The 22,473-nt window shown below is 66.7% G+C and carries 19 protein-coding genes, 2 tRNA genes and 1 pseudogene; 9 read left to right on the forward strand and 13 right to left on the reverse strand.

All coding sequences use genetic code 11. The annotated features are described in order from the left end of the window. The first annotated feature begins 39 nt into the window (after nucleotides 1-39). The gene (cwsA, locus tag NF20_RS22400) at nucleotides 40-474 is read left to right on the forward strand and encodes a cell wall synthesis protein CwsA (RefSeq protein ID WP_019732995.1); all 435 of its coding nucleotides are present in this window, start codon (nucleotides 40-42) and stop codon (nucleotides 472-474) included. A 1-nt stretch (nucleotide 475) separates the two neighbouring features. Here the strand turns inward: cwsA and NF20_RS22405 are convergent, their stop codons facing one another. Then, on the reverse strand, nucleotides 476-1,690 hold the full coding sequence (locus NF20_RS22405; RefSeq protein WP_033711391.1) for a cytochrome P450: 1,215 nt from the start codon (nucleotides 1,688-1,690) through the stop codon (nucleotides 476-478). Between the two features lie 196 nt (nucleotides 1,691-1,886). Between NF20_RS22405 and NF20_RS22410 the strand changes: the two genes are divergently transcribed. Beyond that, complete coding sequence (locus NF20_RS22410) at nucleotides 1,887-2,465, forward strand: TetR/AcrR family transcriptional regulator (RefSeq protein ID WP_019732849.1); 579 nt, start codon at nucleotides 1,887-1,889, stop codon at nucleotides 2,463-2,465. Nucleotides 2,466-2,964: 499 nt separating this feature from the next. Next, complete coding sequence (locus NF20_RS22415; protein WP_137987427.1) at nucleotides 2,965-4,227, forward strand: flavin monoamine oxidase family protein; 1,263 nt, start codon at nucleotides 2,965-2,967, stop codon at nucleotides 4,225-4,227. A gap of 377 nt (nucleotides 4,228-4,604) precedes the next feature. Here NF20_RS22415 and NF20_RS22420 read toward each other — a convergent pair whose 3' ends face one another. Next, a complete protein-coding gene (locus tag NF20_RS22420; RefSeq protein WP_023900532.1) occupies nucleotides 4,605-5,156 on the reverse strand; it encodes a GNAT family N-acetyltransferase in 552 nt (183 codons plus the stop codon). Between NF20_RS22420 and NF20_RS22425 the strand changes: the two genes are divergently transcribed. Further along, nucleotides 5,155-6,111: a dipeptidase gene (locus NF20_RS22425; protein ID WP_019732852.1), complete on the forward strand. Its 957-nt coding sequence runs from the start codon at nucleotides 5,155-5,157 to the stop codon at nucleotides 6,109-6,111. The two genes, NF20_RS22420 and NF20_RS22425, sit on opposite strands and share 2 nt — an antisense overlap. Nucleotides 6,112-6,188: 77 nt before the next feature. On the opposite strand, the gene NF20_RS26880 is transcribed toward NF20_RS22425, so the two are convergent. The 11 genes and pseudogenes from NF20_RS26880 to dnaA all read right to left on the reverse strand — a co-directional run bounded on the left by NF20_RS26880 (nucleotide 6,189) and on the right by dnaA (nucleotide 19,251). Next, complete coding sequence (locus tag NF20_RS26880; protein ID WP_081759558.1) at nucleotides 6,189-7,214, reverse strand: HIT family protein; 1,026 nt, start codon at nucleotides 7,212-7,214, stop codon at nucleotides 6,189-6,191. Continuing rightward, nucleotides 7,211-7,699, reverse strand: coding sequence for a TIR domain-containing protein (locus NF20_RS22435; protein ID WP_019732854.1), 489 nt, complete (start codon nucleotides 7,697-7,699; stop codon nucleotides 7,211-7,213). Before NF20_RS22435 ends, NF20_RS26880 begins: the two co-directional genes overlap by 4 nt. Nucleotides 7,700-7,956: 257 nt before the next feature. Beyond that, a tRNA-Ala gene (locus NF20_RS22440) sits at nucleotides 7,957-8,027 on the reverse strand. A 289-nt stretch (nucleotides 8,028-8,316) separates the two neighbouring features. Next, nucleotides 8,317-8,393 (reverse strand) — tRNA-Ile (locus NF20_RS22445). Between the two features lie 70 nt (nucleotides 8,394-8,463). Further along, nucleotides 8,464-9,328, reverse strand: a pseudogene (locus NF20_RS22450) (DUF3566 domain-containing protein). Nucleotides 9,329-9,430: 102 nt separating this feature from the next. Further along, nucleotides 9,431-11,950 (reverse strand): DNA gyrase subunit A, encoded by a 2,520-nt coding sequence (gene gyrA / locus NF20_RS22455; RefSeq protein WP_019733263.1) that lies wholly within the window; start codon nucleotides 11,948-11,950, stop codon nucleotides 9,431-9,433. An 11-nt stretch (nucleotides 11,951-11,961) separates the two neighbouring features. Continuing rightward, on the reverse strand, nucleotides 11,962-13,995 hold the full coding sequence (gene gyrB, locus NF20_RS22460; RefSeq protein ID WP_019733262.1) for a DNA topoisomerase (ATP-hydrolyzing) subunit B: 2,034 nt from the start codon (nucleotides 13,993-13,995) through the stop codon (nucleotides 11,962-11,964). A gap of 258 nt (nucleotides 13,996-14,253) precedes the next feature. Next, nucleotides 14,254-14,799 carry a DUF721 family protein gene (locus NF20_RS22465; protein WP_019733261.1) on the reverse strand — a complete coding sequence of 182 codons (546 nt, stop codon included), beginning with the start codon at nucleotides 14,797-14,799 and terminating at the stop codon, nucleotides 14,254-14,256. Next, nucleotides 14,796-15,953: a DNA replication/repair protein RecF gene (gene recF, locus NF20_RS22470; protein WP_033712214.1), complete on the reverse strand. Its 1,158-nt coding sequence runs from the start codon at nucleotides 15,951-15,953 to the stop codon at nucleotides 14,796-14,798. Before recF ends, NF20_RS22465 begins: the two co-directional genes overlap by 4 nt. Further along, the gene (gene dnaN / locus NF20_RS22475) at nucleotides 15,954-17,153 is read right to left on the reverse strand and encodes a DNA polymerase III subunit beta (RefSeq protein WP_003874371.1); all 1,200 of its coding nucleotides are present in this window, start codon (nucleotides 17,151-17,153) and stop codon (nucleotides 15,954-15,956) included. It lies immediately after the preceding gene. Nucleotides 17,154-17,721: 568 nt separating this feature from the next. Continuing rightward, nucleotides 17,722-19,251, reverse strand: a complete 1,530-nt coding sequence (gene dnaA / locus NF20_RS22480; protein ID WP_019733258.1) for a chromosomal replication initiator protein DnaA — start codon at nucleotides 19,249-19,251, stop codon at nucleotides 17,722-17,724. 604 nt (nucleotides 19,252-19,855) lie between these two features. On the opposite strand from dnaA, the gene rpmH reads away from it, so the two are divergent. The 5 genes from rpmH (at nucleotide 19,856) to NF20_RS22495 (ending at nucleotide 22,402) form a co-directional block, all read left to right on the forward strand. Further along, complete coding sequence (rpmH, locus tag NF20_RS26885; protein WP_003874369.1) at nucleotides 19,856-19,999, forward strand: 50S ribosomal protein L34; 144 nt, start codon at nucleotides 19,856-19,858, stop codon at nucleotides 19,997-19,999. Nucleotides 20,000-20,020: 21 nt separating this feature from the next. Then, entirely contained in the window at nucleotides 20,021-20,380 is a 360-nt protein-coding gene (rnpA, locus tag NF20_RS22485) for a ribonuclease P protein component (protein WP_019733257.1), read from the forward strand. Continuing rightward, nucleotides 20,377-20,724 carry a membrane protein insertion efficiency factor YidD gene (gene yidD, locus NF20_RS26890; RefSeq protein WP_003876776.1) on the forward strand — a complete coding sequence of 116 codons (348 nt, stop codon included), beginning with the start codon at nucleotides 20,377-20,379 and terminating at the stop codon, nucleotides 20,722-20,724. The genes rnpA and yidD overlap by 4 nt, the downstream gene beginning before the upstream one ends. Then, a complete protein-coding gene (gene yidC / locus NF20_RS22490; protein WP_019733256.1) occupies nucleotides 20,708-21,769 on the forward strand; it encodes a membrane protein insertase YidC in 1,062 nt (353 codons plus the stop codon). The genes yidD and yidC overlap by 17 nt, the downstream gene beginning before the upstream one ends. An 81-nt stretch (nucleotides 21,770-21,850) precedes the next feature. Then, complete coding sequence (locus NF20_RS22495; protein WP_003876775.1) at nucleotides 21,851-22,402, forward strand: protein jag; 552 nt, start codon at nucleotides 21,851-21,853, stop codon at nucleotides 22,400-22,402. The last annotated feature ends 71 nt before the right edge of the window (nucleotides 22,403-22,473 follow it).

A 22,473-nucleotide genomic window follows, 5' to 3' on the forward strand; every position in this document is an offset into this window, starting at 1 on the left:
TCTGTTCGGTGAACTGCGGGCTCGACAGAAAGGCGACCGATGCGCGCTAAGGCGGAAGACCGGCTGACCCCGCGAGAGCGACTGGCCCGCGGCCTGACCTACTCGACACTGGGACCGCTGGACCTCACCCGGGGAGTCGCCGGCCTGAGCGTGCAGTCCGCGCGGTCGACGGCCGAGCAGCTGCGGCGCCGGTATCGGGAGGGGCGCCTGGCCCGAGACCTCGCCGCGGCCCAGGAGACCCTCGCCCAGGAACTGGCCGCCGCTCAGGAGGTGGTCACCGGTCTGCCCCAGGCGCTGCAGGACGCGCGGCGCGCACAGCGACGGGGCAAGCGCCCGTGGATCATCGCCGGTGTCGCCGTCGCCGTTCTCGCCGGGGGCGCCGCCGCGTTCAGCATCGTGCGCCGCTCGGTGCGCGAGAAGCCGCAGGAACCGCAGTCGCGGCCGCCGAGCGTCGACGTGCAACCGCGGCCGTAGCTCAGCGCACGGCCAACCCCAGCCGTTCCCGGCGCCGGACCAGGATGCTGGGCAGCCAATCCCCGACGTCGGTCGCGTCGATCCAGCTGGTGCGCTCGAGCAGCCGGCGCAACACGATGTGGGCTTCCAGCCGGGCCAGCGCGGCACCGACGCAGAAGTGGACGCCCTTGCCGAAGCTCAGGTGGCTCTTGGCGGCCGCGCGGTCGAGTCGAAACTCGTTGGGATCCTTGAAATGCGTCGGGTCGCGGTTGGCCGCTCCCCACATCAGCAGCAGGTGTGCGCCCTCGGGCAGCTCGATCCCGCCCAGCGTGGTGTCGCGCCACACGTGGCGGTAGTGACCCCGAAACGGCGCCTCGAAGCGCAGCGTCTCTTCGATGAAAGTGCTTAGCAACTCCGGGGTTTCGCGAAGCTGCCGTTGGATCGCCGGCCGGTCGGCCAGGATCCAGGCCGCGCTGCCCAGCAGCGACGCGGTCGATTCGCCGGCCGCGCTGAACAGCGTGAGCATGATTCCCAGCGCCGGCAGCTGCTCGAGTTCGCCGGCGGCGCAGCGCGCCGCAAGATCGGCCATCAGGCTGGATTCCGGCTTCTCGCTTGCCTTTTCGAAATGCTCCAGCACGTAGCCGGACAGTTCGATGGCGGCCATGCCGGCCTGCTCGAGCTGTTCGGGGGCGACGATCCCATCCAGCAGTGTGGTGGTGGCGTAGCCGAGCCGGATGAGTTTGTCGACATCGTCATCGGGCAGACCCAGCAGCCGGCAGACCACCATCATGGGCAACCGGTTGGCGATGGCGCTCATCCACTCGATCCGGCCGTCGGACAGGTTCTCGTCCCACAGCCGGTCGGCGGTCTGGGTGGCGAACTCCTCGATGATCCGGATTCGCTTCGCCGAAAGGTGCGGCAGCAGGATCTTGCGGTGCACCGCGTGCACGGGGTCGTCGGCGGTGGCCAGCGCGTGCATCGGGGCGCCCGGCGCGCCCATGTCGAACGGGGTGACGGTGCCGTCCTCGTGGAAGACCATCGTCGCGGTGAGGTTGGACGAGAAGTCCTCGACCCGCTCGATGGCCTCGTGCACCGCGTCCCACCCGCACACGGCGTAGAAGACGGAGTCGCCGATCCGGTGCACCGGCGCCTCGGCGTGCATGCGCTCATACAGCGGGTAGGGATCCTGTATCGCCTCGCTGCCGAAGAACCGGGTCGCGCTGTCCAACACCGCCATGCGTTTCAGGCTCGACGCGCCGTCTCGCGGCGTCAACGGGCCGCGGCGAAGTTGAGGAGCGACGACGGCCGGGGACGGCGCCTGCGGATGCGGGTGACCCGCCGCAAGCAGGCGGTTCCGGTGAGAGATTTCGTCACAAAATTCTCACGCTGCGAAAGCGCTTTGCGCGTCGTGCAGCGTGGTGGAGCATGGGTGGATGGCGCGGGACGACTGGTTGGTGGGCCGGGATCGGCGCAGCGCGGCCGCCGAGCGGATCTACGCCGCGGCCGCCGACCTCATCGCGCGCCGCGGCTACGACGGGTTCACGATCGAGGCGCTGGCGGCCCGGGTGCACTGTTCACCGGCGACCATCTACCGGCACGCCGGCGGCAAGGCGACGATCCGCGATGCCGTCGTCGGTATTCAGGCGGCCCGCATCGTCGACACCACGCGGGAGGCCATCAAAGACCTGCGCGGCCCCCAGCGGGTGGTGACCGCCACGATCATGGCGCTGGAACGGCTGCGCTCCGATCCGCTGGCTCAGCTGATGCGGTCGATCCACGCGGCCCCGGTCAGCGACTGGGTGATCAACTCGCCCACGGTGACGGCCCTGGCCGCCGAGATGCTCGGGCCCGGCCACGACGACCCGCTGGCGGCGCAGTGGCTGATCCGCGTCTTCCTGGCGTTGTGGGGCTGGCCGCTCAAGGACCCGGCCGCCGAGCGCGCCCTGGTGCACCGCTTCCTCGGCGCGTCGTACCGCCCGGGCGGGGAGAGGGATTCGATTTGTGGAGCCTAGGGGAATCGATATCTCTAGGTGGCGAGTGGGTGTCGTTGACGTCCGCGACGGCGCCCCAGCGTCGGGTGGCCATGTCGTCGTGGTCGGGTTATCTCTAGGAAGTCGTCGACGGAGAGACGGTGCCCCGCATAGTTATCTGGGGTTGGATTCGAGTGTTTACGACTGTTTCCGCTTAGGCCTAGGGGCCCGCATTCACCTAATCGGGAACGGCGAGGTCGGGCATGTTTCCGTATTCAGTTCTGCCGCGGCTCTTCCTTCGGCGGCTCGCGCGAACGCAATGCGAAGCCTTCACTCATGGCGGCATCGGTACTACAGTGTGTAGTAGGCGTCTTGTAGACGGCGGAGCTCCCGTAGACCACGTCATGTGGCAAGACGAGTAGTCCGGCCTTGTCACTCGCTTTGGGGCCAAACGCCTTGGTGGTTACTTCGTCGCTTGGGGTTTATCGGTCAGCTGGGTTTCTCGATCGAGAGCAAGTTCGCAACGGAGGGAACTGCACAGATGAAGGTGGTCATCGCGGGGGCGGGCCTCGCAGGTTTGACAGCTGCAACTCGGCTGCTCGCGGCTGGGCACGATGTCGCAGTGTTGGAGGGCCGTGACGAAGTCGGCGGCCGGAGTCGCTCCCGCCGGGTGGACGGCGATGTCATCGAACTTGGCGGGCAGCACATTTCACGTCATCACCACCGCATGCGGCGGCTTGTCGCCGAGGCGGGACTTCATATCCAGCGCGACCGCTATCTCCCCGGCCCGGTGAACTGGCGTCGCCCGCACGACCCGGCCGGCCGACTGATTCCCCGCGTGACGCCACGCGAGGTGCTGGCACTTAGACGCCTCTTCTTGGGGTCACGCAACATCTGGTCGATCAGCGCCGTAGTCCGCTCGCAACAACGACGCGACGAAGTCGACGCCCTTTCGGTCGCTGATTGGTTCGATCAACTCAAACTTTCAGGTGCAGTGCGCCATCTTGTCGAGTGCTTCGTCGCTGACGGTGGTGGCGGTGTTGATCCGCGTGACATATCACTGCTTCAGTTCGCTGACTTCCTCACCCGAGAGAGCAGCATCGCACGATTCGCGCTCACCGGCATGGGACTGCACGGCCACATCACCGAAGGCACCGGCGCACTGTGCGGCTACCTGGCTGACCGGATCGGCCCACGCTTGCGGTTGTCCACGATGGTGACCGCCGTCGACCAAGACGACCGTGGCGTCGCTGTGCACACCCACGACGGAGACACCGTTCATGGCGATTATCTGATCCTCGCTATTCCCACCCCGGTCCTGGGCGACATTAGGTTCACTCCCGAAGTGCCTGAGCCGATCCGCAGTGCCAATGCCAACGTGCGTTACGGACAAGGCACCAAGGTCGCCGCCGTCGTGAGTGCACGGCGCCCACAACAAGCCAAAGGCTTTATCGGCGGAACGATTGTGCGCGCTGGATGGCGAACCGACCGCGTGCTCTACGGATTCGCCAGCACTACACGTGATGAGCCCAGTTCGGCTGTGCTGATAGAGGATCTATGCCGCGCATTTGGCGTTGATCCCGACGCGGTGCAGCGCATCGAGCTTATGGCGTGGTCACACGACCCGTTCACGCGCGGAACATACGTCTACTTGCCGCCAGGCCGGTACGCCTGCTTTCGCAGATCCTTGCCGCAGAACTACCAGCGAGTGCGTTTCGCGGGCGCTGAACGCAGCAGCTGGCCCACGTGGATGGAGGGCGCAGTGGAAAGTGGAGAAGACGCCGCCAACGCCATCATCGCCTAATCTAGCTATCGGGCGCGATCGTGGGCTGGAACCGCACACCGGTCCGCGACGAGCAGTGGAGGGCGCCGGTCCATTGGACTAAGCAGGGGCAAGCTCTTGAGCAGGACCGCGCCGCAGGCGGCCGCCATCACCGCGTGGTACGCGACAGCGCACGAGCGCTCGGACGGGTGGTCCTCCAACGCAGAAACCGGCGTCTGTACGCCGAACTGCGGTGGCAGACCAACAACAAGCAGTACAGCCAGTACCTCTGCGAGGTCTCCGCCAAGAACCGAACCGCCAACCTCGCCGTCGCCTGGCGACACGCACACAGCAATGGCCTGACCGAAAGCCCCCCTCCAGCGAGAGACGCAACGTGATTGTCACTGTGAGTCTCGACATCACGCCTTGGGCGACTCCCGCTGACCGGAGGCCTCATAGACGATCCAGGTTCGGTCAAGTATGTGGTCACGGCCCACTGGCTGCATGCCGAGCTTGGTCAGGACCCGTTGCGAGGCCCGGTGTTGCGGGTCAACGATTGCCACGACCCGTTCAGTCCTGTTGGTTAACGCCCAGCCCAGGCACGCGGAAGCGGCTTCCGTGGCATACCCGTGTCCCCAATACTCCCGAGCAAAATGAAACCCAAGTTCCAGATCCGGTCGCCCAGGCAAGAACTGCAATCCGCAGTCACCGATCAGAACGCCCGAATCACTCAGCGTCACAGCCCATTTGCTCACTCCATAACACTCATGGTGGGCGATCAAGTCGATGACACGTTGGCGCGTTCCGGCCGCGTCGCGCACCCCGCCGGGGATGAACCGCGTGACCGCGGGGTCGGAGTACACCACATGCATGGCCTCGACGTCGATTAGCGTCAGGGGCCGAATGGTCAGCCGCGCGGTGCGAAAAGGTAAGGCGATTAACGGCCCCGATGATGCAGGATCGATAGCCATGACCTCGCTCCTTTGGGATCAGCACACCTGTCTGCCATTGCAGCCCGACGCCGACGTGGGCCTGCTGACCCGGTATCAGCGTGACGGCGGCGCATTCGTGTCCGTCAATGCAGGGTATTCGCCGCACAGCTTCAACGACACCGTGGCGCTGCTGGCGCACTATCGTGCCGCGGTCGCTGCGCACCCAGCGATGGAGCTGGCGGCCAGTTCCGATGACGTCGCGGCGATTACCGGCGCTGGACGTATCGCCGTGGTATTCGACCTCGAAGACTCACGACCCCTCGATAACAACCTCGACAACCTGGTCACGCTCTCTGAGCTCGGCGTGCGCACGTTGTTGCCGACCTACAACCACGCCAACCGCGCCGGCCATGGCTGCCTGGACACCACCGACGGTGGCCTCACGACGTGGGGCCGGGCGATCATCGCCGAAATGAACGCCGTCGGCATCGTTCCCGACGGTTCGCACTGCAGCCCTCGCACCGGGCTCGACATGTGCGACACCTCAAGCGGCCCGGTCATTTACAGCCACTCCTGCATGCGGGCAGTCTGGGATCACCCGCGCAACATCACCGATGACCAGGCTCGAGCGTGCGCCGCCACCGGTGGAGTTATAGGAATCACCGGCGTCGGTATTTTCCTGGGCCCCAACACGCCAACGCTGGAGGCGATGACACGCCACCTCGAGTACGCCGTCGACCTGGTGGGCATCGACCACGTCGGCATCAGCACCGACTTTTCATTCGACTACGCGGACTTCGTCGAAGAACTCACCCGCAACCCTCACCTGTTCGATGCCAGCTATACCCGGTGGGGAGCGATTCAGTGGATACCACCCGAAACGCTTCTAAGTCTTGGTGAACACCTGACGGAACGGGGTTGGTCCGACGAAGACATCCGGGCAGTCCTTGGAGGCAACTTCTATCGCGTAGCGCAACGCGCCTGGCAGGCCTAGCCCCAGCATCGCTCTCGGGTAAAGCGGTTGGAATCCTCGCAGCGAGCAGACCGACTCGCGGAGTGATCACAACTCCGCTAGGGCGACGGCGCGACGGAGGCGCTTGTTGGAACGTGCACGGAGGGCGTGCTCACCTCGGTCTGCGTCACCGGTGGAGGCTCGAGGTTCTCATGTGTACTTGTCGGCGCGGGACGGGTGATCGCAGCGGCGATCAGTACGCCGACCCCGAGAACGAGCATCGCGATGTAGAACGGAGCGATCGACCATGACCTCCAGACAGACCGCTCGGGCACGTACGCCTGCTTAAACTTCTGCCATTTCGTTTTCTCCGGAGTACCCTTCGGCGGTGGCTCGTCAGCATCAGTCGGATCGAGAGTGAACCGAGGGACCATTCGCTCAGCTCGCGCCACGGTGTTGTAAAGCTTCCGGAACGCCTTCTCGCTCCGCAAGTAGTTGGCGTCGAGGTACGCGAAGAGGATCACCGCGATTACCCCGAGAAGCGCGAGCGGCCACAGATGCTGGGTCAGTGCAAAGCCGAAAGCTGCGGTCGTGACCGGAAGGAGCCACCCTTTCGCGGACGACGACGCCGCGGACTGCCGCGTCACCACCGCCTGGATGTAGTCGAGATGCTTGCGTCGATCCTCGGGCGACAACTCCGGCCGCGCGGCTGGCGGTGCGGCCTGGACCGCGGCTCTGACGCGCCGCAGCGCCTCGTCCTTACTGGCCTCCGAGTAGTCCGTCTCGGGTGGCCATATCGGCCCCATCGCGTCCCCGCTGCGCCGGGGGACCAGGTGCACGTGAAGATGCGGAACCGTCTGGGTAGCGGCCTCGCCGTTGGACTGTATGACGTTGAGGCCCTCCGGCAGCAATGCCGAACGCAATGCGCTTGACAGGCGCAGAACCGCGGTCGATAGCTCAGCCGATTCCTCCGGTTCCAATTCCCAGATGTCTTCCATGTGCCGCTTGGGCACCACAAGAACATGGCCTATGACGGCGGGTTCCGTCGGAAAGAAAGCGACGACGTGCTCGTTCCGATACACCTCCCGAACATCGGGATCGTCGCCGGCGACGATGGCGCAGAACGGGCACTGCTCAGAAGTCACAGCAATCGAGTCTTGGCCTGCGCAACCCAGCTCTCCAGGTTGTTGGAGAGGTTCGCGTAGGTGGCCTTGGTGTCAATTTGTCCCTGCCAGTTCGTCTGGGTCGGGTCGAACACGGGAACACCACTCACAGCCGGAACCTTGGTGAACGGGTCCGCTCCGCGGCTGTCGACAGAGCCCATCGACGACAGGCCGTGAATCCGTACACCGACGAGCGGCTTCTTGTCCCTCCATGCCTTCTCGATCTCGTACAGCACCCACGGTCGGGACGCGGTTTCCTGACCGATCAGAACGACAACAGCGCGCTTGTAGGCCATCTGCTTGTCGATCCAGTCCTTGATCGCTTGCTCACCCTGCCGACGCACCGCCTCCCACTGCTGGGCGCCGAGAAGAGGCTGACCCTCCAGCGCTCCGATCTGCCGAACGAGCTGGACTCGGTGCACGTCGCGCTCGTAGTGGAAAGAGTAGAACACGGTCTTGGTTGCCATCGTTGGCTCCTCTCAAGGCTTCGGCGTCTTGCCGGAAGCACAGCTCGTTGAGGTTAGCTCCGAGGGGTGACACGAACGTTCCGTGTTCCAGGCACACTCGGCGGGTTCACGCAATCGGACTACATGGAGAATGATCGGGGCGCCCGGAGAATGACGAAACCCCCTTGCCAAATGCGCATCCGTGGTACTCCACGGATATGACACTTTTTCGTGTCGGCAAGGAGGTTCTCGATCTGAAGTTATCCGTTCTTCGAAAGTGGAGCCACGGGGAATCGAACCCCGATCTGAGCCTTGCAAAGGCCCCGTTCTACCGTTGAACTATGGCCCCGTCACGGACATGACCATGACGGTGTCACCGCTGGTCATCCCCACTTCGAACTCCCTCTCCTCCAGATAACGCGCGAACCCCTGACACCCGCCTTGCAAAGGCGGTGCTCTACCAACTGAGCTAAGGCCCCGCTACCGTGACCCCTCATTGTGGCCCAGGGGCTGACCGGAATCCTGCACGGCCACGTGCCAGACCTCCACCCCGCGCCGTGACCACGCCACCGCCGCCAACACGGCGAACAATCCCAGTGGCAGCGCGAGTCGTACGCAGCGTCGTGACGGGCACATGGTGGTGGGCCTAGGAGGACTCGAACCTCCGACCTCTTCGTTATCAGCGAAGCGCTCTAACCGCCTGAGCTATAGGCCCGTACTGGCGTACGGCCGAGCGACGAGATTACCGCACCGGCCGCCCGACTCCCAAAAGCACAGCATCCACGCTAGTCGCGATCGGCCAGGGTGACCTCGATGCCGCCGATCAGATCGGTGGCCAGGTTGTAGATGAACGCCGCGATGGTCGCCATCGCGGTCAACAGCACGATGTTGACCAGGCCGATCAGCACGGCGCCGCCGAAAATGGTGCCGCTGGACACCAATTCGCCGCTGCTGCCGCTGGTGTTGTTCAGCAGGTCCCCGACGTTGCTGTTCAACTTCGACCACACGCCCATGCCACCGAGCACCAGGTAGAGGAACGCGACGGCGATCATCCAGACGAAGAACAGCGCCACCGAGAGCAGCAGCGACACCTTCAGGGTGCTCCACGGGTCGATCCGGCGGATCTGCATGCTGGCGCGAACCGGCCCGCGGGTGCGCCGCGACACCTGCACCCGGTCCCGGTTGTCCCGGCCCTCGCGGCTCTCGCCGCTCACCGGACGGCCACCGCCTTGCCCGCCGGTCGCCTCGGCACCGCGCTCGGCGGCCGGCTTGCGGTGCGGGCCGCGCGGCACCGGCCCCGACAGGTCGGGCAGTTCGCTGGCGTAGGCCTCGGCGGGGGGCCCCTCACCGCGGTCCGGCTCCTTGGCGTGCGACGCGGTGCCCGGTGCCGCGGTGCCCGAGATGAAGCGGTTCAGCCGGGCCTCGGCCCGCCGCCGGCGGACCGCTTCTCGGTGGGCGGCTCGTTCTGGCGCGGCGGGGGCTGCTGGGGCCGGGAGCCGCCGCGCTGCCACGGCGGTCCGTCGCCGGCCTCGGGGCGCGGCCACCCGGCGCCGGCGGCGTCGCCCGCCGCACCCCGGCCCGCTCTGCCGAACCGTCCCCGTTGGGGGTTTCCCCCTTCTTGGGTGCGCCCGGCTCGTTCGGTGAACTCACCCCGACTCCTTAAGTCTCCTAGCCGGCCGCCCAGGGCAGTGGCAGTCGCGTTATGTGTGGTCCGGCTGAGTCTATTGCCCGGACCCGGTGGCCCGGTACCGGCTAGCTGTCCGACCCCGCGGCACCGTCGCTCTCCTCGACGGCCTCGTCCGCGGCTTCCTCGGCGTTGCGGGCGATGGCCAGCAGCGTGTCGCCCTCACCCAGATTCATCAGCCGGACGCCCTTGGTCTGCCGTCCCGCCTTGCGGACCTGGCCCGCCGCGGTGCGGATGACACCGCCGCCGGAGGTGATCGCGTACAGCTCGCTGTCCTCGTCCACAATCAGCGCACCCACCAGCCTGCCACGGCGGCGGTCATACATCACGGTCAGCACGCCCTTGCCGCCGCGGCCCTGCACCGGATACTCCTCGATCGCGGTGCGCTTGGCGTACCCGCCGGACGTCGCCACCAGCAGGTAGGTGCCCTCGCGGACCACGTTGAGCGACAGCAGGTAGTCGTCGGCGTTGAAGCGCATGCCCTGCACACCGGAGGTGGCGCGGCCCATCGGGCGCAGCGCCTCGTCGGTCGCCGAGAACCGGATGGACTGGCCGTTGGCCGACACCAGCAGCAGATCGTCCTCGGCCGAGCACAACACCGCGCCCACGAGTTCGTCGTTGTCGCGCAGGTTGATCGCCACGATGCCGCCCGAACGGTTCGAGTCGAAGTCGGTCAGCTTGGTCTTCTTCACCAGGCCGTTGCGGGTGGCCAGCACCAGGTAGGGAGCGTCCTCATAGCTGCGGATCTGGATCACCTGGGCGATCCGCTCCTCGGGCTGGAACGCCAGCAGGTTGGCCACGTGCTGACCGCGGGCGGTGCGGGACGCCTCGGGCAGTTCGTAGGCCTTGGCGCGGTAGACCCGACCCTGGGTGGTGAAGAACAGGATCCAGTCGTGCGTCGAGCACACGAAGAAGTGCCGCACGATGTCGTCCTGTTTGAGGCCGGCGCCCTGCACGCCCTTGCCGCCGCGCTTCTGGCTGCGGTACAGGTCGGTCTTGGTGCGCTTGGCGTAGCCGGTCTCGGTGATGGTGACGACGACGTCCTCGCGGGCGATCAGATCCTCGTCGCTGACGTCGCCGTCGGCGGCCACGATCCGGGTGCGCCGCGCGTCGCCGTGCTTTTCGACGATCTCGGCGAGCTCGTCGCGCACAATGCCGCGCTGCCGTTCCGGCTTGGCCAGGATGTCCTCCAGGTCGGCGATCTCGGCCTCGATCTTGGCCAGGTCGTCGATGATGCGCTGCCGCTCCAGGGCGGCCAGCCGGCGCAGCTGCATGTCCAGGATCGCCTGCGCCTGGATCTCGTCGATGTCCAGCAGCTCGATCAAGCCCTGCCGCGCGATGTCGACGGTTTCCGACGCCCGGATCAGGGCGATGACCTCGTCGAGCGCATCGAGCGCCTTGACCAGACCGCGCAGGATGTGGGCCCGCTCGTTGGCCTTGCGCAACCGGTAGGTGGTGCGCCGGACGATGACGTCGAGTTGGTGGTCGACGTAGTGGCGGATCAGCTGGTCGAGCCGCAGGGTGCGCGGCACCCCGTCGACGATGGCCAGCATGTTGGCTCCGAAGCTGGTCTGCAGCTGGGTGTGCTTGTAGAGGTTGTTCAGCACCACCTTGGCGACGGCGTCGCGCTTGAGCTCGATGACGATGCGCAGCCCGACCCGGTCGCTGGACTGGTCCTCGATGTTGGAGATGCCGGCCAGCTTGCCGTCGCGCACCTGCTCGGCGATCGAGGTGATGAAGTTGTCGTGGTTGACCTGATACGGCAACTCGGTGATGACCAGCGAGGTGCGGCCGCGCGAATCCTCTTCCACCTCAACGACTCCGCGCATCCGGATGGAGCCGCGGCCGGTCTTGTAGGCGTCGGCGATGCCCTGCGTGCCGACGATCAGGCCGGAGGTCGGGAAGTCGGGTCCTTTCACCCGTTCCATCACGGCGGCCAGGGTGGCCTCTTCGTCGGCCTCGTAATTGTCCAGCGCCCAGAACACCGCCTCGGCGAGCTCGCCGAGGTTGTGCGGCGGGATGTTCGTGGCCATGCCGACCGCGATGCCCCCCGACCCGTTGGCCAGCAGGTTGGGGAACCGGCTGGGCAGCACCGTCGGCTCTTGCACCCGGCCGTCGTAGTTGGGAATGAAATCGACTGTCTCCTCGTCGATTTCGCGCAGCATCTCCATGGCCAGCGGGGTCAGCCGCGCCTCGGTGTACCGCATCGCGGCCGGCGGGTCGTTGCCCGGCGAGCCGAAGTTGCCCTGCCCGTCGACCAACGGGTAGCGCAGCGACCACGGCTGGGCCATCCGCACCAGGGTGTCGTAGATCGAGGCGTCGCCGTGCGGGTGGTAGTTGCCCATCGTCTCGGCGACCGACCGCGCCGACTTGGCGTGGCTGCGGTCCGGGCGGAAACCCGAGTCGTACATGGCGTAGAGCACCCGGCGGTGCACCGGCTTGAGGCCGTCGCGCACCTCGGGCAGCGCGCGGCCGACGATCACGCTCATCGCGTAATCGATGTAGCTGCGCTGCATCTCCTGCTGGATGTCGACCGGTTCGACGCGGTCGGCGGCGTCACCGCCGGGTGGCAGCGTGGTGTCAGTCATCTATTCCTCGTTTAAACGTCTAGGAAGCGAACGTCTTTGGCATTGCGGGTGATGAAGCTGCGGCGCGCGTCGACGTCCTCTCCCATCAGGATGGAGAACAGCTCGTCGGCGGCCGCGGCGTCGTCCAGCGTGACCTGGCGCAGCACCCGCACGGTGGGATCCATTGTGGTTTCCCACAATTCCTTGGCGTCCATCTCGCCCAGACCCTTGTAGCGCTGGATACCGTCGTCCTTGTTGATCTTCTTGCCGGCCTTCAGGCCGGCCTCGAGCAGCCCGTCCCGCTCGCGGTCGGAGTAGGCGAACTCGGGATCGCTGCGCTGCCATTTCAGCTTGTACAACGGTGGCTGAGCCAAGAACACGTGCCCGTGTTCGATCAGCGGCCGCATGAACCGGAACAGCAGCGTCAACAACAGCGTCGAGATGTGCTGGCCGTCCACGTCGGCGTCGGCCATCAACACGATCTTGTGGTAGCGCAGCTTGGTGATGTCAAACTCGTCGTGAATCCCGGTGCCCAGCGCGGTGATGATCGCCTGCACCTCGGTGTTCTTCAGAACCCGGTCGATGCGGGCCTTTTCGACGTTGATGATCTTGCCGCGCAGCGGAAGGATGGCCTGGAACATCGAGTCCCGGCCGCTTTTGGCCGAGCCGCCGGCCGAGTCACCCTCGACCACATACAATTCCGACTTGCGCGGGTCGGTCGACCGGCAGTCGGCGAGCTTGCCGGGCAGCCCACCCAGGTCGGTTGCGCTCTTGCGGCGCACCAACTCTCGCGCCTTGCGGGCGGCGATGCGCGCCTGCGCTGACGAAACCGCCTTGTTGACAATGACTTTGGCGTCTGCGGGGTTGGCTTCGAACCAGTGGGTGAGCTGTTCGTTGCACACCTTCTGCACGAACGACTTCACCTCGGTGTTGCCCAGTTTGGTCTTGGTCTGGCCCTCGAACTGCGGTTCGCTCACCTTGACCGAGATCACCGCGGCCAAACCCTCGCGGATGTCGTCGCCGGTGAGGTTGGGGTCCTTCTCCTTGAGCAGCTTCTTGTCCTTGGCGTACTTGTTGACCACGGAGGTCAACGCGCTGCGGAAGCCCTCCTCGTGGGTGCCGCCCTCGTGCGTGTTGATGGTGTTGGCGAACGTGTGCACCGATTCGGAATAGCCGCCGTTCCACTGCATCGCGATCTCGACCTCGTGGCCGGGGCCCTTCCCACCGAAATCGATGATGCTCTGGTGGATGGGGTTTTTGGTGCGATTGATGTGTTTGACGAAGTCGACCAGGCCGCCGGGGTAGTGGAAGGTGCGGTGCTTGACCTTATGCGGCGCAGCCGATTCCGCCGCCTTCTCCTGCGCCGATTTGGGTGCGTCGGCAGTGTCGCTGACCACCTCGTCGACGACCTCTTCGTTGGTCACCCGCTCGTCGGTGAGGTTGATGGTCAGGCCCTTGTTGAGGAACGCCATTTCCTGCAGCCGTCGGGCCACCGTTTCGAAGTCGTACTCGGTGGTCTCGAAGATGTCGGGGTCGGCCCAGAACCGGATGGTGGTGCCGGTGCGCTTGGTGGCCTCGCCCTGCTTGAGGGTGCCGGGCACGGCGTGGTCGTAGTACTGCGACCACTCGTAGCCGTCACGGGCGATGTTGACCTCGAGCCGGGTGGACAGCGCGTTGACCACCGAGACGCCGACGCCGTGCAGACCGCCGCTGACGTTGTAGCCGCTGTTCTCGCCGCCGAACTTGCCGCCGGCGTGCAGCTGCGTCATCACCACGTCGACGGTGGGGGCGCCGGTCGCGTGCATCGCGACGGGGATGCCGCGGCCGTTGTCGGCGACCTCGACGCTGTCGTCGTCCAGGATCCGCACGTCGACCCGGTCGGCGTAGCCGGCCATCGCTTCGTCGACCGAGTTGTCGACCACCTCCCAGATGAGGTGGTGCAGACCTCGCTCGCCGGTGGAGCCGATGTACATGCCGGGGCGTTTGCGGACCGCCTCCAGCCCTTCCAGGACGGTGATCGCTGAAGCACCGTATTCGTCTTGCGCCTTCTTCTTCTGGGCAGCCACGGTCGGAAAGCTCTCCTTGGGGTTTCATGCGGGCGGTTCCTGATCACCGCAACAATCGCATCCTGCCAGTCTACCGTGACGAGCGGTCCGCACCGATTTTCTGGGCGCGTTTCTACCCAGCTAACCGCGCCGTGCGCTTATTTTCTTCGTTTGTGCCGCGTCCCGACGTGCGTCAAGGGGATACGCGTCGTCCTGGCGGCTTTCAGCGCCCTGTTGAGGAAGGCCGCGGTGGGGATGCGGCCGGGCTAACGACCGGGCCTAACCATAGGTGTCGCGCGGCCCGCGCCCGGCGATGTGCCGCGGGCCTTTGCGCCACGACGGCGCGGCCGGGCCGGTGATCTTCAGCGAGGTCACCACGCCGTTGCCGACCGCGGCGGCGATCTTGGCCAACAGTTGCGCCTGCATCATCCGCAACTGGGTGGCCCAGGCCGTCGACTCGGCGGACACGCTCAGCACACCGTCGCGCAGACCGGTGGGGACCGCGTGGTCGGCGATCTGGTGACCGACCACCGAGGTCCAGTTCCCCAACACGGTGCCCTCGGCGACCTGGGCGGACCATCCCCGCTTCCTGGCCAGGTCCCGCGCCAGCCGGCCCAGCGGTTGCGGGTCGCGAGCGTCCGGTCCCGGTCCCGACCAGCTGCGCCGCTGGCCCGCCACCCGGCGCGGCGTGGGTGCTGCGGCGCGCCCGCGGCCGGCGTCTTTTCCCTGTGCCCGGGCCGCGGCCCGGGCCTCCTCGAGGGTCCGCCGCACCAGGTCCATCGCGCTCGGTTCTCCCGAGGGGGAGGGCGACTGGTCGTCGCTCATGGGCGCAGCTCCGATACCCGGCCCGCGTCGGTGTCGCGCAACTCGACGAAGAGCCGCCGAGCCTGCCAGCCCGCCGGGATGTCTTCGAGCACCGCCGCGGTGACCAACACCTGCTCGGCGGATTCGGCCACCGCGGCCAGCGCCCGGCGGCGGGCGGCGTCGAGCTCGGCGAACACGTCGTCGAGCAGCAACACCGGATCGCTTTCGTCGGCCCGCAGCAACTCGTAGGCGGCGAGCCGAAGGGACAGCGCCAGCGACCACGATTCCCCATGGCTGGCAAAGCCTTTCGCCACCTGCTCACCGAGCCACAGCTCCAGGTCGTCGCGGTGCGGGCCGACCAGGCACATGCCCCGTTCCAGTTCGGCGTCCCGGCGGGCCGCCAACCCGGCCAGCAGCGCGGCCTCCAGATAGTCGCGGTCGCCGTCGTTCACCTCGGCCGAGGCCGCCACGCCCAGGCTGGACCGGTAGCCGATCGATGCCGCCCGCGATCCCGGGGCCAGCAGCTGATAGGCCTTCTCCACCTCCGGCGCCAGCTGGTTCACCAAATCGATTCGGGCAGCCATCAATTGGGCCCCGTATTCGGCCAGCCGGCTGTCCCACACATCGAGGGTGTCCAGCGCGCCGCGGTCGCCCCGGTGGCGGGCACCGGACAGCGATTTGAGCAACGCGGTGCGCTGCCGCAACACCTTGTCGTAGTCGGCGCGCACGGCGGCGATCGCCGGGCGCCGCAGCGTCGCCAGGTCGTCGAGGTAACGGCGCCGCTCGGAGGGATCCCCGCGCACCAGGGCCAGGTCCTCGGGGGCGAACAGCACCGCGCGCAGCACGCCGAGCACCTCGCGGGTGCTGCGCACGGGTGACCGGTTCAGCCGCGCCTTGTTCGCCCGGCCGGCGGCGATCTCCAGATCGACCGCGCATTCCCGGCCGTCGTTGACCACGATGGTCGACACCACGGCCCGGTCGGCGCCGGCGCGGATCAACGGCGCGTCCGTGCCCACCCGGTGTGACCCCAGCGTGCTCGAATACCACAGCGCCTCAAGCAGATTCGTCTTCCCGAAGCCGTTGGACCCGATGAAGACCGTCCGACCCGGCTGCAGTTCGAGGTCGGCGTGTGCCCAGGACCGGAAGTCACGCAGTCCTAAATGCCGGACGTACACCTAGCCTGGCAACCGCACGGGCATCAGCAGGTAGACGTAATCGGTGGGCAGCGCGCTGAACGGCCCGCTGCCGCTCGGCGGGCTGTCGTCGTCGGACGCCGGGCGCAGCAGTGCGGGCTTGCCCGGGGTGGTGAAGCCGAACGACACCCGTTCGGAGCGCACCGATCCCAGTCCATCGGTCAGATACGTGGGGTTGAACGCGATCGTCAGCGGTTCGCCGGCGAAATCCACGGCCAGATCCTCCTCGGCCCGGCCGACATCGTCGGCGCCGGCGGACAGCCGCAGCGACCCCTCGCTGAATTCCATCCGCACCTGCGCACCCCGGTCGGCCACCAGCGCCACCAGCTTGATGGCCTCGGTCAGCTCGGCGACGTTGATGGTGGCCACCGCCGTGTGCTCGGCCGGCAACAGCTGGCGGAACTTCGGGAATTCCGCGTCCAGCAGGCGGGTGGTGCTGCGCTTGCCGTTGCCGCTGATACCCAGCAGGCCATCCTTGCCGACACCTGCGCCCGCCCCCAGCGACAGCCGCACGTCGGAGCCGTCGATGCCGGTCCGCGCCGCCTCGGCCAGCGTCTTGGCCGGCACCAGAACCGCCGCTTCGATGTCGGGGGAGGCCGCCGACCAGGTCAGCTCGCGAACCGCCAACCGGAACCGGTCGGTGGCGGCCAAAACCACCGTGTCCCCGGAAATCTCAACCCGGATTCCGGTCAACATGGGCAAGGTGTCGTCGCGGCCGGCCGCGATCGCGACCTGCCCGATCGCCTCGGCGAACAGATCGGCCGGCAGCGTCCCGGTCTCCTCGGGCAGCGTGGGCAGCGTCGGGTAATCCTCGACGGCCATCGTCGGCAGCGAGAACCGGGCGCTTCCGCAGTTCAACGCCACCCGATTGCCGTCGACGTAGAAGTCGATCGGCTTGTTGGGCAGCGCCCGAACGATGTCAGACAGCAACCGCCCGGATACCAAAACACTTCCCGGAGAAGCGATTTCGGCCGCCACCTGTGCTTCGGCGGAAACCTCGTAGTCGAATCCGGAGATGGTGAGCCCCTCGTCGGTGCCGGACAGCAGCACCCCGGAGAGCACCGGCACCGCGGGTCGCGACGGCAGGCTCTTGGCCACCCACGACACCGCGTCGGCGAAAGACTCCCGCACCAAACGAAACTTCAAGTCGCTGAGGCCAGCCGTTGTCGTCGCCGCGTCCATAGCGTCCCTTCACCTACTCAGCGTTGTCGGATCCATTGGCTAGCCTCCCCCCGCTAGCACGGGGCCCGTCACGGCGCCGGCGACACGCAAGGCGTCGACGACGACCGCAACGGCAGTCGAAGAACAACCGTAGATCCTCTGGGGCCATCTTGAAAGCTAATCGCAAAGGCCGACAAACCGGGCTGACGACGGCCGCGACGCAGGGTGTGCACCGAACGTCCCCAGGGCTGTATTTCAAAGAAGAACCGATGAAGAGATCTCAGTAACAGTAATAAGGCTTGTGGATTTTGGGGACAGCGGTCTCCCGCCGCAGCTCGCGCGGTGCGCCGGGGTGTGGATCACGGTGGGGGCGGCTGTGGGTGACATGTTGAGCCGATGGGGACGAACGCGGGCTGTGCACGCACGCGGTGGTACTACACCGCTGCCTCCCGGTGTTGTGCACAGCTCTGCGCACATGCCCTGGGTGTGACCGGTGTGACACACGGGTGAGAAGTTTCTCGAAAAAATTCCGGGCCGGGGTTGAAAAAAACCGGGCCGGGGGCCGGAAAGGCCGGGGCCGCGGCGTGATTCAGCGCTTGGAGCGCTGACGAATGCGAGTGGTGAGCTCCTTGACGTGATCGAACACCTCGCGTCGCTCGGCCATCTCGGACAGGATCTTGCGCTGGGCGTACATCACCGTGGTGTGGTCGCGGCCGAAGGCCTGCCCGATCTTGGGCAGCGACAGATCCGTGAGCTCGCGGCACAGGTACATCGCGATTTGGCGGGACTGGGCCAGCGCCCGGGTCTTGCCCGGCCCGCGCAGTTCCTCGACGGTGGTGTCGAAGTATTCGGCGGTGGCGGCCATGATGGTGGCCGCGCTGATCTGCATGGTGCTGGCGTCGGCGATCAAATCGCGTAGCACGATCTCGGCCAGCGACTTGTCGATCGGGGTCTTGTTCAGCGAGGCGAACGCGGTGACCCGGATCAGGGCTCCCTCGAGTTCGCGGATGTTGCGCTCGATGCTGCTGGCGATGAGTTCCAGCACGTCGTCGGGCACCGCCAGGCGCTCCATCTGTGCCTTCTTGCGCAGGATCGCGATGCGGGTTTCGAGTTCGGGGGGCTGCACGTCGGTGATCAGGCCCCACTCGAACCGGGTTCGCAGCCGGTCTTCCAGGGTGGCCAGCTGTTTGGGCGGCCGGTCGGAGGAGATGACGATCTGCTTGTTGGCGTTGTGCAGCGTGTTGAAGGTGTGGAAGAACTCCTCCTGGATGCCTTCCTTGCCCTCGATGAACTGGATGTCATCGACCAGCAGCACGTCGACGTCGCGATAGCTGCGCTTGAAGGCGACCTTGCGGTCGTCGCGCAGCGAGTTGATGAAGTCGTTGGTGAATTCCTCGGTGGAGACGTACTTGACCCGCATGCCGGGGAAGAGCCGCTGCGCGTAATTGCCGGCGGCGTGCAGCAGGTGCGTCTTGCCCAGACCGGACTCGCCCCAGATGAACAACGGGTTGTAGGCGCGGGCCGGTGCTTCGGCGATGGCCAGGGCGGCGGCGTGCGCGAACCGGTTGGACGCCCCGATCACGAACGTGTCGAAGGTGTAGCGGCGGTTGAGGCTCGTTCCGGCGGCGACGGCAGGATCGATGGCGTGCGGCCGCTCGGTGAAGTAGTTGGGCCAGCCGAGCTGGGTGTCGGTGACCGGCTCCCCGTTCTCCACCGGCTCGCCGTCGGCGCCGTCGTCGGCGGACAGGGCGGCGTCGGTGTCGGGGAACGGCTCGGCCGGCGGGATGAGCGCATCCTCGACGTCGTCGGGTGGGGGAGCGATGCGGACCCCCAGCTGGATCTGCTGACCCAGGCGGCGGCTGAGCGCGTCGGTGATCGGGGCGCGCAGGTGCCGTTCGATCTCGTTCTGCACGAAACTGCTCGGCACCGACAGCAGAGCAAACCCCTCGACGATGGTCAGCGGGCGGACCAGATTGAGCCACGCTCTTTGCTGAGGGGTGAGGGGAGTGACCAGAGTCGTGCGGTTGGCGGCACCGCCGTCGGCGACGGGCTCGCCGTTTAGCTCCGAAACGACCGCATTCCACACCGTGGTGAAGCTTGAACCGGGGTCATCGGCCAACGACGCATCTCCCTGGTTCTCGAACGTCCCGGGTCGAAGTACAACTCACGCTTGGCGACAAAACAACTGTCCACATAGTTATACACAGGTGTGGACAGGATGATCGTATGCGAGCCACAACCTACCGGCGACGGCCCGCGATCTCCGCGCTGGAAGAAAACCCGAAAAAGGTTGTCTAGGCAGCTAGTTGATCTACCATCCTCGCTTCGTTGTCGAGCGCTGTTCGTAGTCTAAAACGACTTGGCAGAAGCTAACAGTTTTCCGTGCGGCTGCCAACCGTTCCGCTGTACTCCAATCCGGTCGTTTAGGGTGACTGGGGCTTGCTTCGGCTCGGTAGGTTAGTTGACCCGAGTGGCCGGCGGGAGCGGAATGCGAAATCTCGGTACCGGCCGGCGCGGCTGCGTTGCGGCAGGCCAGGTTTGACCAGGCGAAGGCTCGTCAGTACCCTCAAACAGTCGCCCGAAAGTCGGCGATACGGCTGCGACCCAGCACCACTTGGGGACCGCGCCGGCCAGGAGCAGCAAGACCACCCTCCGGTCGAACCGCAGACGAGCCCGAAGCGAACCGTCTGAGCGGCCGGACGGCAAACAACGAGGAGAACGTCGTGGCCAAGGGCAAGCGGACCTTCCAGCCGAATAACCGGCGCCGAGCCCGCGTGCATGGCTTCCGGTTGCGGATGCGCACGCGCGCCGGGCGCGCGATCGTGTCCGGTCGGCGCCGCAAGGGTCGCCGCGCGCTCTCTGCCTGATCGCACGTCAGGTCTTTCGCGGTGCTTCCCGCACGCAACCGCATGACGCGGTCAACCGAGTTTGACGCGACGGTGAAGCACGGAACCCGCATGGCGCAGCCCGACATCGTCGTCCACCTCCGGCGCGACTCCGAACCCGACGACGAATCCGCGGGCCCACGGGTCGGGCTGGTCGTCGGGAAGGCCGTCGGGACGGCGGTACAACGACACCGCGTGGCCCGCCGGCTGCGTCACGTGGCCCGGCCCCTGCTCGGCGAACTCCAACCATCCGACCGGCTGGTGATTCGCGCGCTGCCCGGCAGCCGGACCGCGTCGTCGGCGCGCCTGGCGCAGGAACTGCAGCGGTGCCTGCGACGCATGCCGGCGGGAACCGGGCCGTGACCGGACCGGCGCGGTCGGGCGCGGCCATTCGCGGCGCCGGCCGAACCGTCGCCCGCGGACTGATTTTCCTGATTCAGCTCTACCGGCATATGGTGTCGCCGCTACGTCCGGCGACCTGTCGCTTCGTTCCGACCTGCAGCCAGTACGCGGTGGACGCGCTGGACGAGTACGGCCTGATCCGGGGGAGCTGGCTGGCCGCGGCCAGACTCGCCAAGTGCGGACCATGGCACCAGGGCGGCTGGGACCCGATCCCCGAGCGCCCCGGATGCCGGGTGAATTGCCAAGATGCCAGCGACGCTTGGGCGGTCCGAGCGACGCGAGGGGAGAGTGGATCTCTTGTTTGATTTCTTCAGCCTCGACTTCGTCTACTACCCGGTGTCGTGGATCATGTGGGTCTGGTACAAGTTGTTCGCCGCCATGCTCGGGCCGTCGAACTTCTTCGCCTGGGCGCTGTCGGTGATGTTCTTGGTGTTCACCCTGCGGGCGCTGCTGTACAAGCCGTTCGTGCGACAGATCCGCACCACCCGGCAGATGCAGGAGCTGCAACCGCAGATCAAGGCGCTGCAGAAGAAGTACGGCAAGGACCGGCAGCGCATGGCGTTGGAGATGCAGAAGCTGCAGCGCGAGCACGGGTTCAATCCGATCCTGGGCTGCCTGCCGATGCTGGCCCAGATCCCGGTGTTCCTCGGTCTGTATCACGTGCTGCGGTCGTTCAACCGAACCACCGGCGGGTTCGGGCAACCGCACCTGTCGGTGGTGCAGAACCGGCTGACCGGAAACTACGTCTTCACCCCGACCGATGTGGGGCACTTCCTGGACGCCAATTTGTTCGGCGCACCGATCGGCGCGTTCATGACCCAGCGCACCGGGCTGGACGCGTTCACGTATTTCAGCCGCCCGGCGGTGATCGCGGTCGGCCTGCCGGTGATGATCCTGGCCGGCGTCGCGACGTACTTCAACAGCCGGGCGTCGGTGGCACGCCAAAGCCCGGAGGCCGCCGCCAACCCGCAGACGGCGATGATGAACAAGCTCGCGCTGTACGTGTTTCCGCTCGGCGTGGTGGTCGGTGGGCCGTTCCTGCCGCTGGCCATCATCCTGTACTGGTTCGCCAACAACATCTGGACGTTCGGTCAGCAGCACTACGTGTTCGGCATGATCGAAAAGGAAGACGAAGCCAAGAGGCAGGAAGCGATTCAGCGCCGCGCGGCCAATGCCCCGGCGCCGGGCGCCAAGCCGAAACGCAGCCCCAAGGCGGGCGCGGGCAACGGTGTGGATGCCGACGCGGCGCAGCCGGACGCCCGCGCCACCGAGGGGCAAGCCGGCGGGGGCAGCGACGGGCCGAGCCGTACCCCGCGTCCCGGGGCGCGACCGAAAAAGCGCAAACGCTGATCGGGGCGGACAAGCTATCGGGGCCGCCCCGGCAGGGCGACCCTAACTGGGCTGCGGCCCATGGATGAGGGAGATAAAGACATGGCAGACGCCGACACCACCGAACGCGAGCTCGACACCGCAGCGCCCGCCGAGCCGGAACCGGCCGACGGCGACGAGGCCGACGACCTGGAGGAGCGGTTGGTCGCCGAGGGCGAGATCGCCGGCGACTACCTGGAGGAGCTGCTGGACCTGTTGGACTTCGATGGCGACATCGACTTGGACGTCGAGGGCAGCCGGGCTGTGGTGAGCATCGACGGCAGCGACGACCTGAACAAGTTGGTGGGCCGCGGCGGCGAGGTTCTCGATGCGCTGCAGGAGCTCACCCGGCTCGCCGTGCACCAGAAGACCGGCGTGCGGAGCCGGCTGATGCTCGACATCGCGAGCTGGCGTCGGCGGCGCCGGGAGGAACTCGCGGCGCTGGGCGACAAGGTGGCGCGGCGGGTGCTCGAATCGGGGCAACGCGAAGAGCTCGCGCCGATGACCCCGTTCGAGCGCAAGATCGTGCACGACGCGGTCGCGGCGGTGCCCGGGGTGCACAGCGAAAGCGAGGGCGTCGAGCCGTCGCGACGCGTGGTCGTCCTGCACGACTGACGGCCCGAAGTTACAGCAGTGTAGTTCGCTGCCGTGTGGCGGTCGTCCGAACGTTGAAGGTGCACGCGCCA

The sequence above is a fragment of the Mycobacterium sp. MAC_080597_8934 genome (assembly GCF_000523975.1).
GTDB lineage: Bacteria > Actinomycetota > Actinomycetes > Mycobacteriales > Mycobacteriaceae > Mycobacterium > Mycobacterium avium.

Excerpts from the sequence above, each read along its gene's own strand:
- NF20_RS22415 (WP_137987427.1), top strand. The coding sequence starts at position 2,965 with ATGAAGGTGGTCATCGCGGGGGCGGGCCTCGCAGGTTTGACAGCTGCA.
- NF20_RS22435 (WP_019732854.1), bottom strand. The coding sequence starts at position 7,699 with ATGGCAACCAAGACCGTGTTCTACTCTTTCCACTACGAGCGCGACGTG.
- NF20_RS22425 (WP_019732852.1), top strand. The coding sequence starts at position 5,155 with ATGACCTCGCTCCTTTGGGATCAGCACACCTGTCTGCCATTGCAGCCC.
- gyrA (WP_019733263.1), bottom strand. The coding sequence starts at position 11,950 with ATGACTGACACCACGCTGCCACCCGGCGGTGACGCCGCCGACCGCGTC.
- NF20_RS22405 (WP_033711391.1), bottom strand. The coding sequence starts at position 1,690 with ATGGCGGTGTTGGACAGCGCGACCCGGTTCTTCGGCAGCGAGGCGATA.
- dnaN (WP_003874371.1), bottom strand. The coding sequence starts at position 17,153 with ATGGACGCGGCGACGACAACGGCTGGCCTCAGCGACTTGAAGTTTCGT.
- NF20_RS22410 (WP_019732849.1), top strand. The coding sequence starts at position 1,887 with ATGGCGCGGGACGACTGGTTGGTGGGCCGGGATCGGCGCAGCGCGGCC.
- NF20_RS22420 (WP_023900532.1), bottom strand. The coding sequence starts at position 5,156 with ATGGCTATCGATCCTGCATCATCGGGGCCGTTAATCGCCTTACCTTTT.
- cwsA (WP_019732995.1), top strand. The coding sequence starts at position 40 with ATGCGCGCTAAGGCGGAAGACCGGCTGACCCCGCGAGAGCGACTGGCC.
- NF20_RS22465 (WP_019733261.1), bottom strand. The coding sequence starts at position 14,799 with ATGAGCGACGACCAGTCGCCCTCCCCCTCGGGAGAACCGAGCGCGATG.
- NF20_RS22495 (WP_003876775.1), top strand. The coding sequence starts at position 21,851 with ATGGCAGACGCCGACACCACCGAACGCGAGCTCGACACCGCAGCGCCC.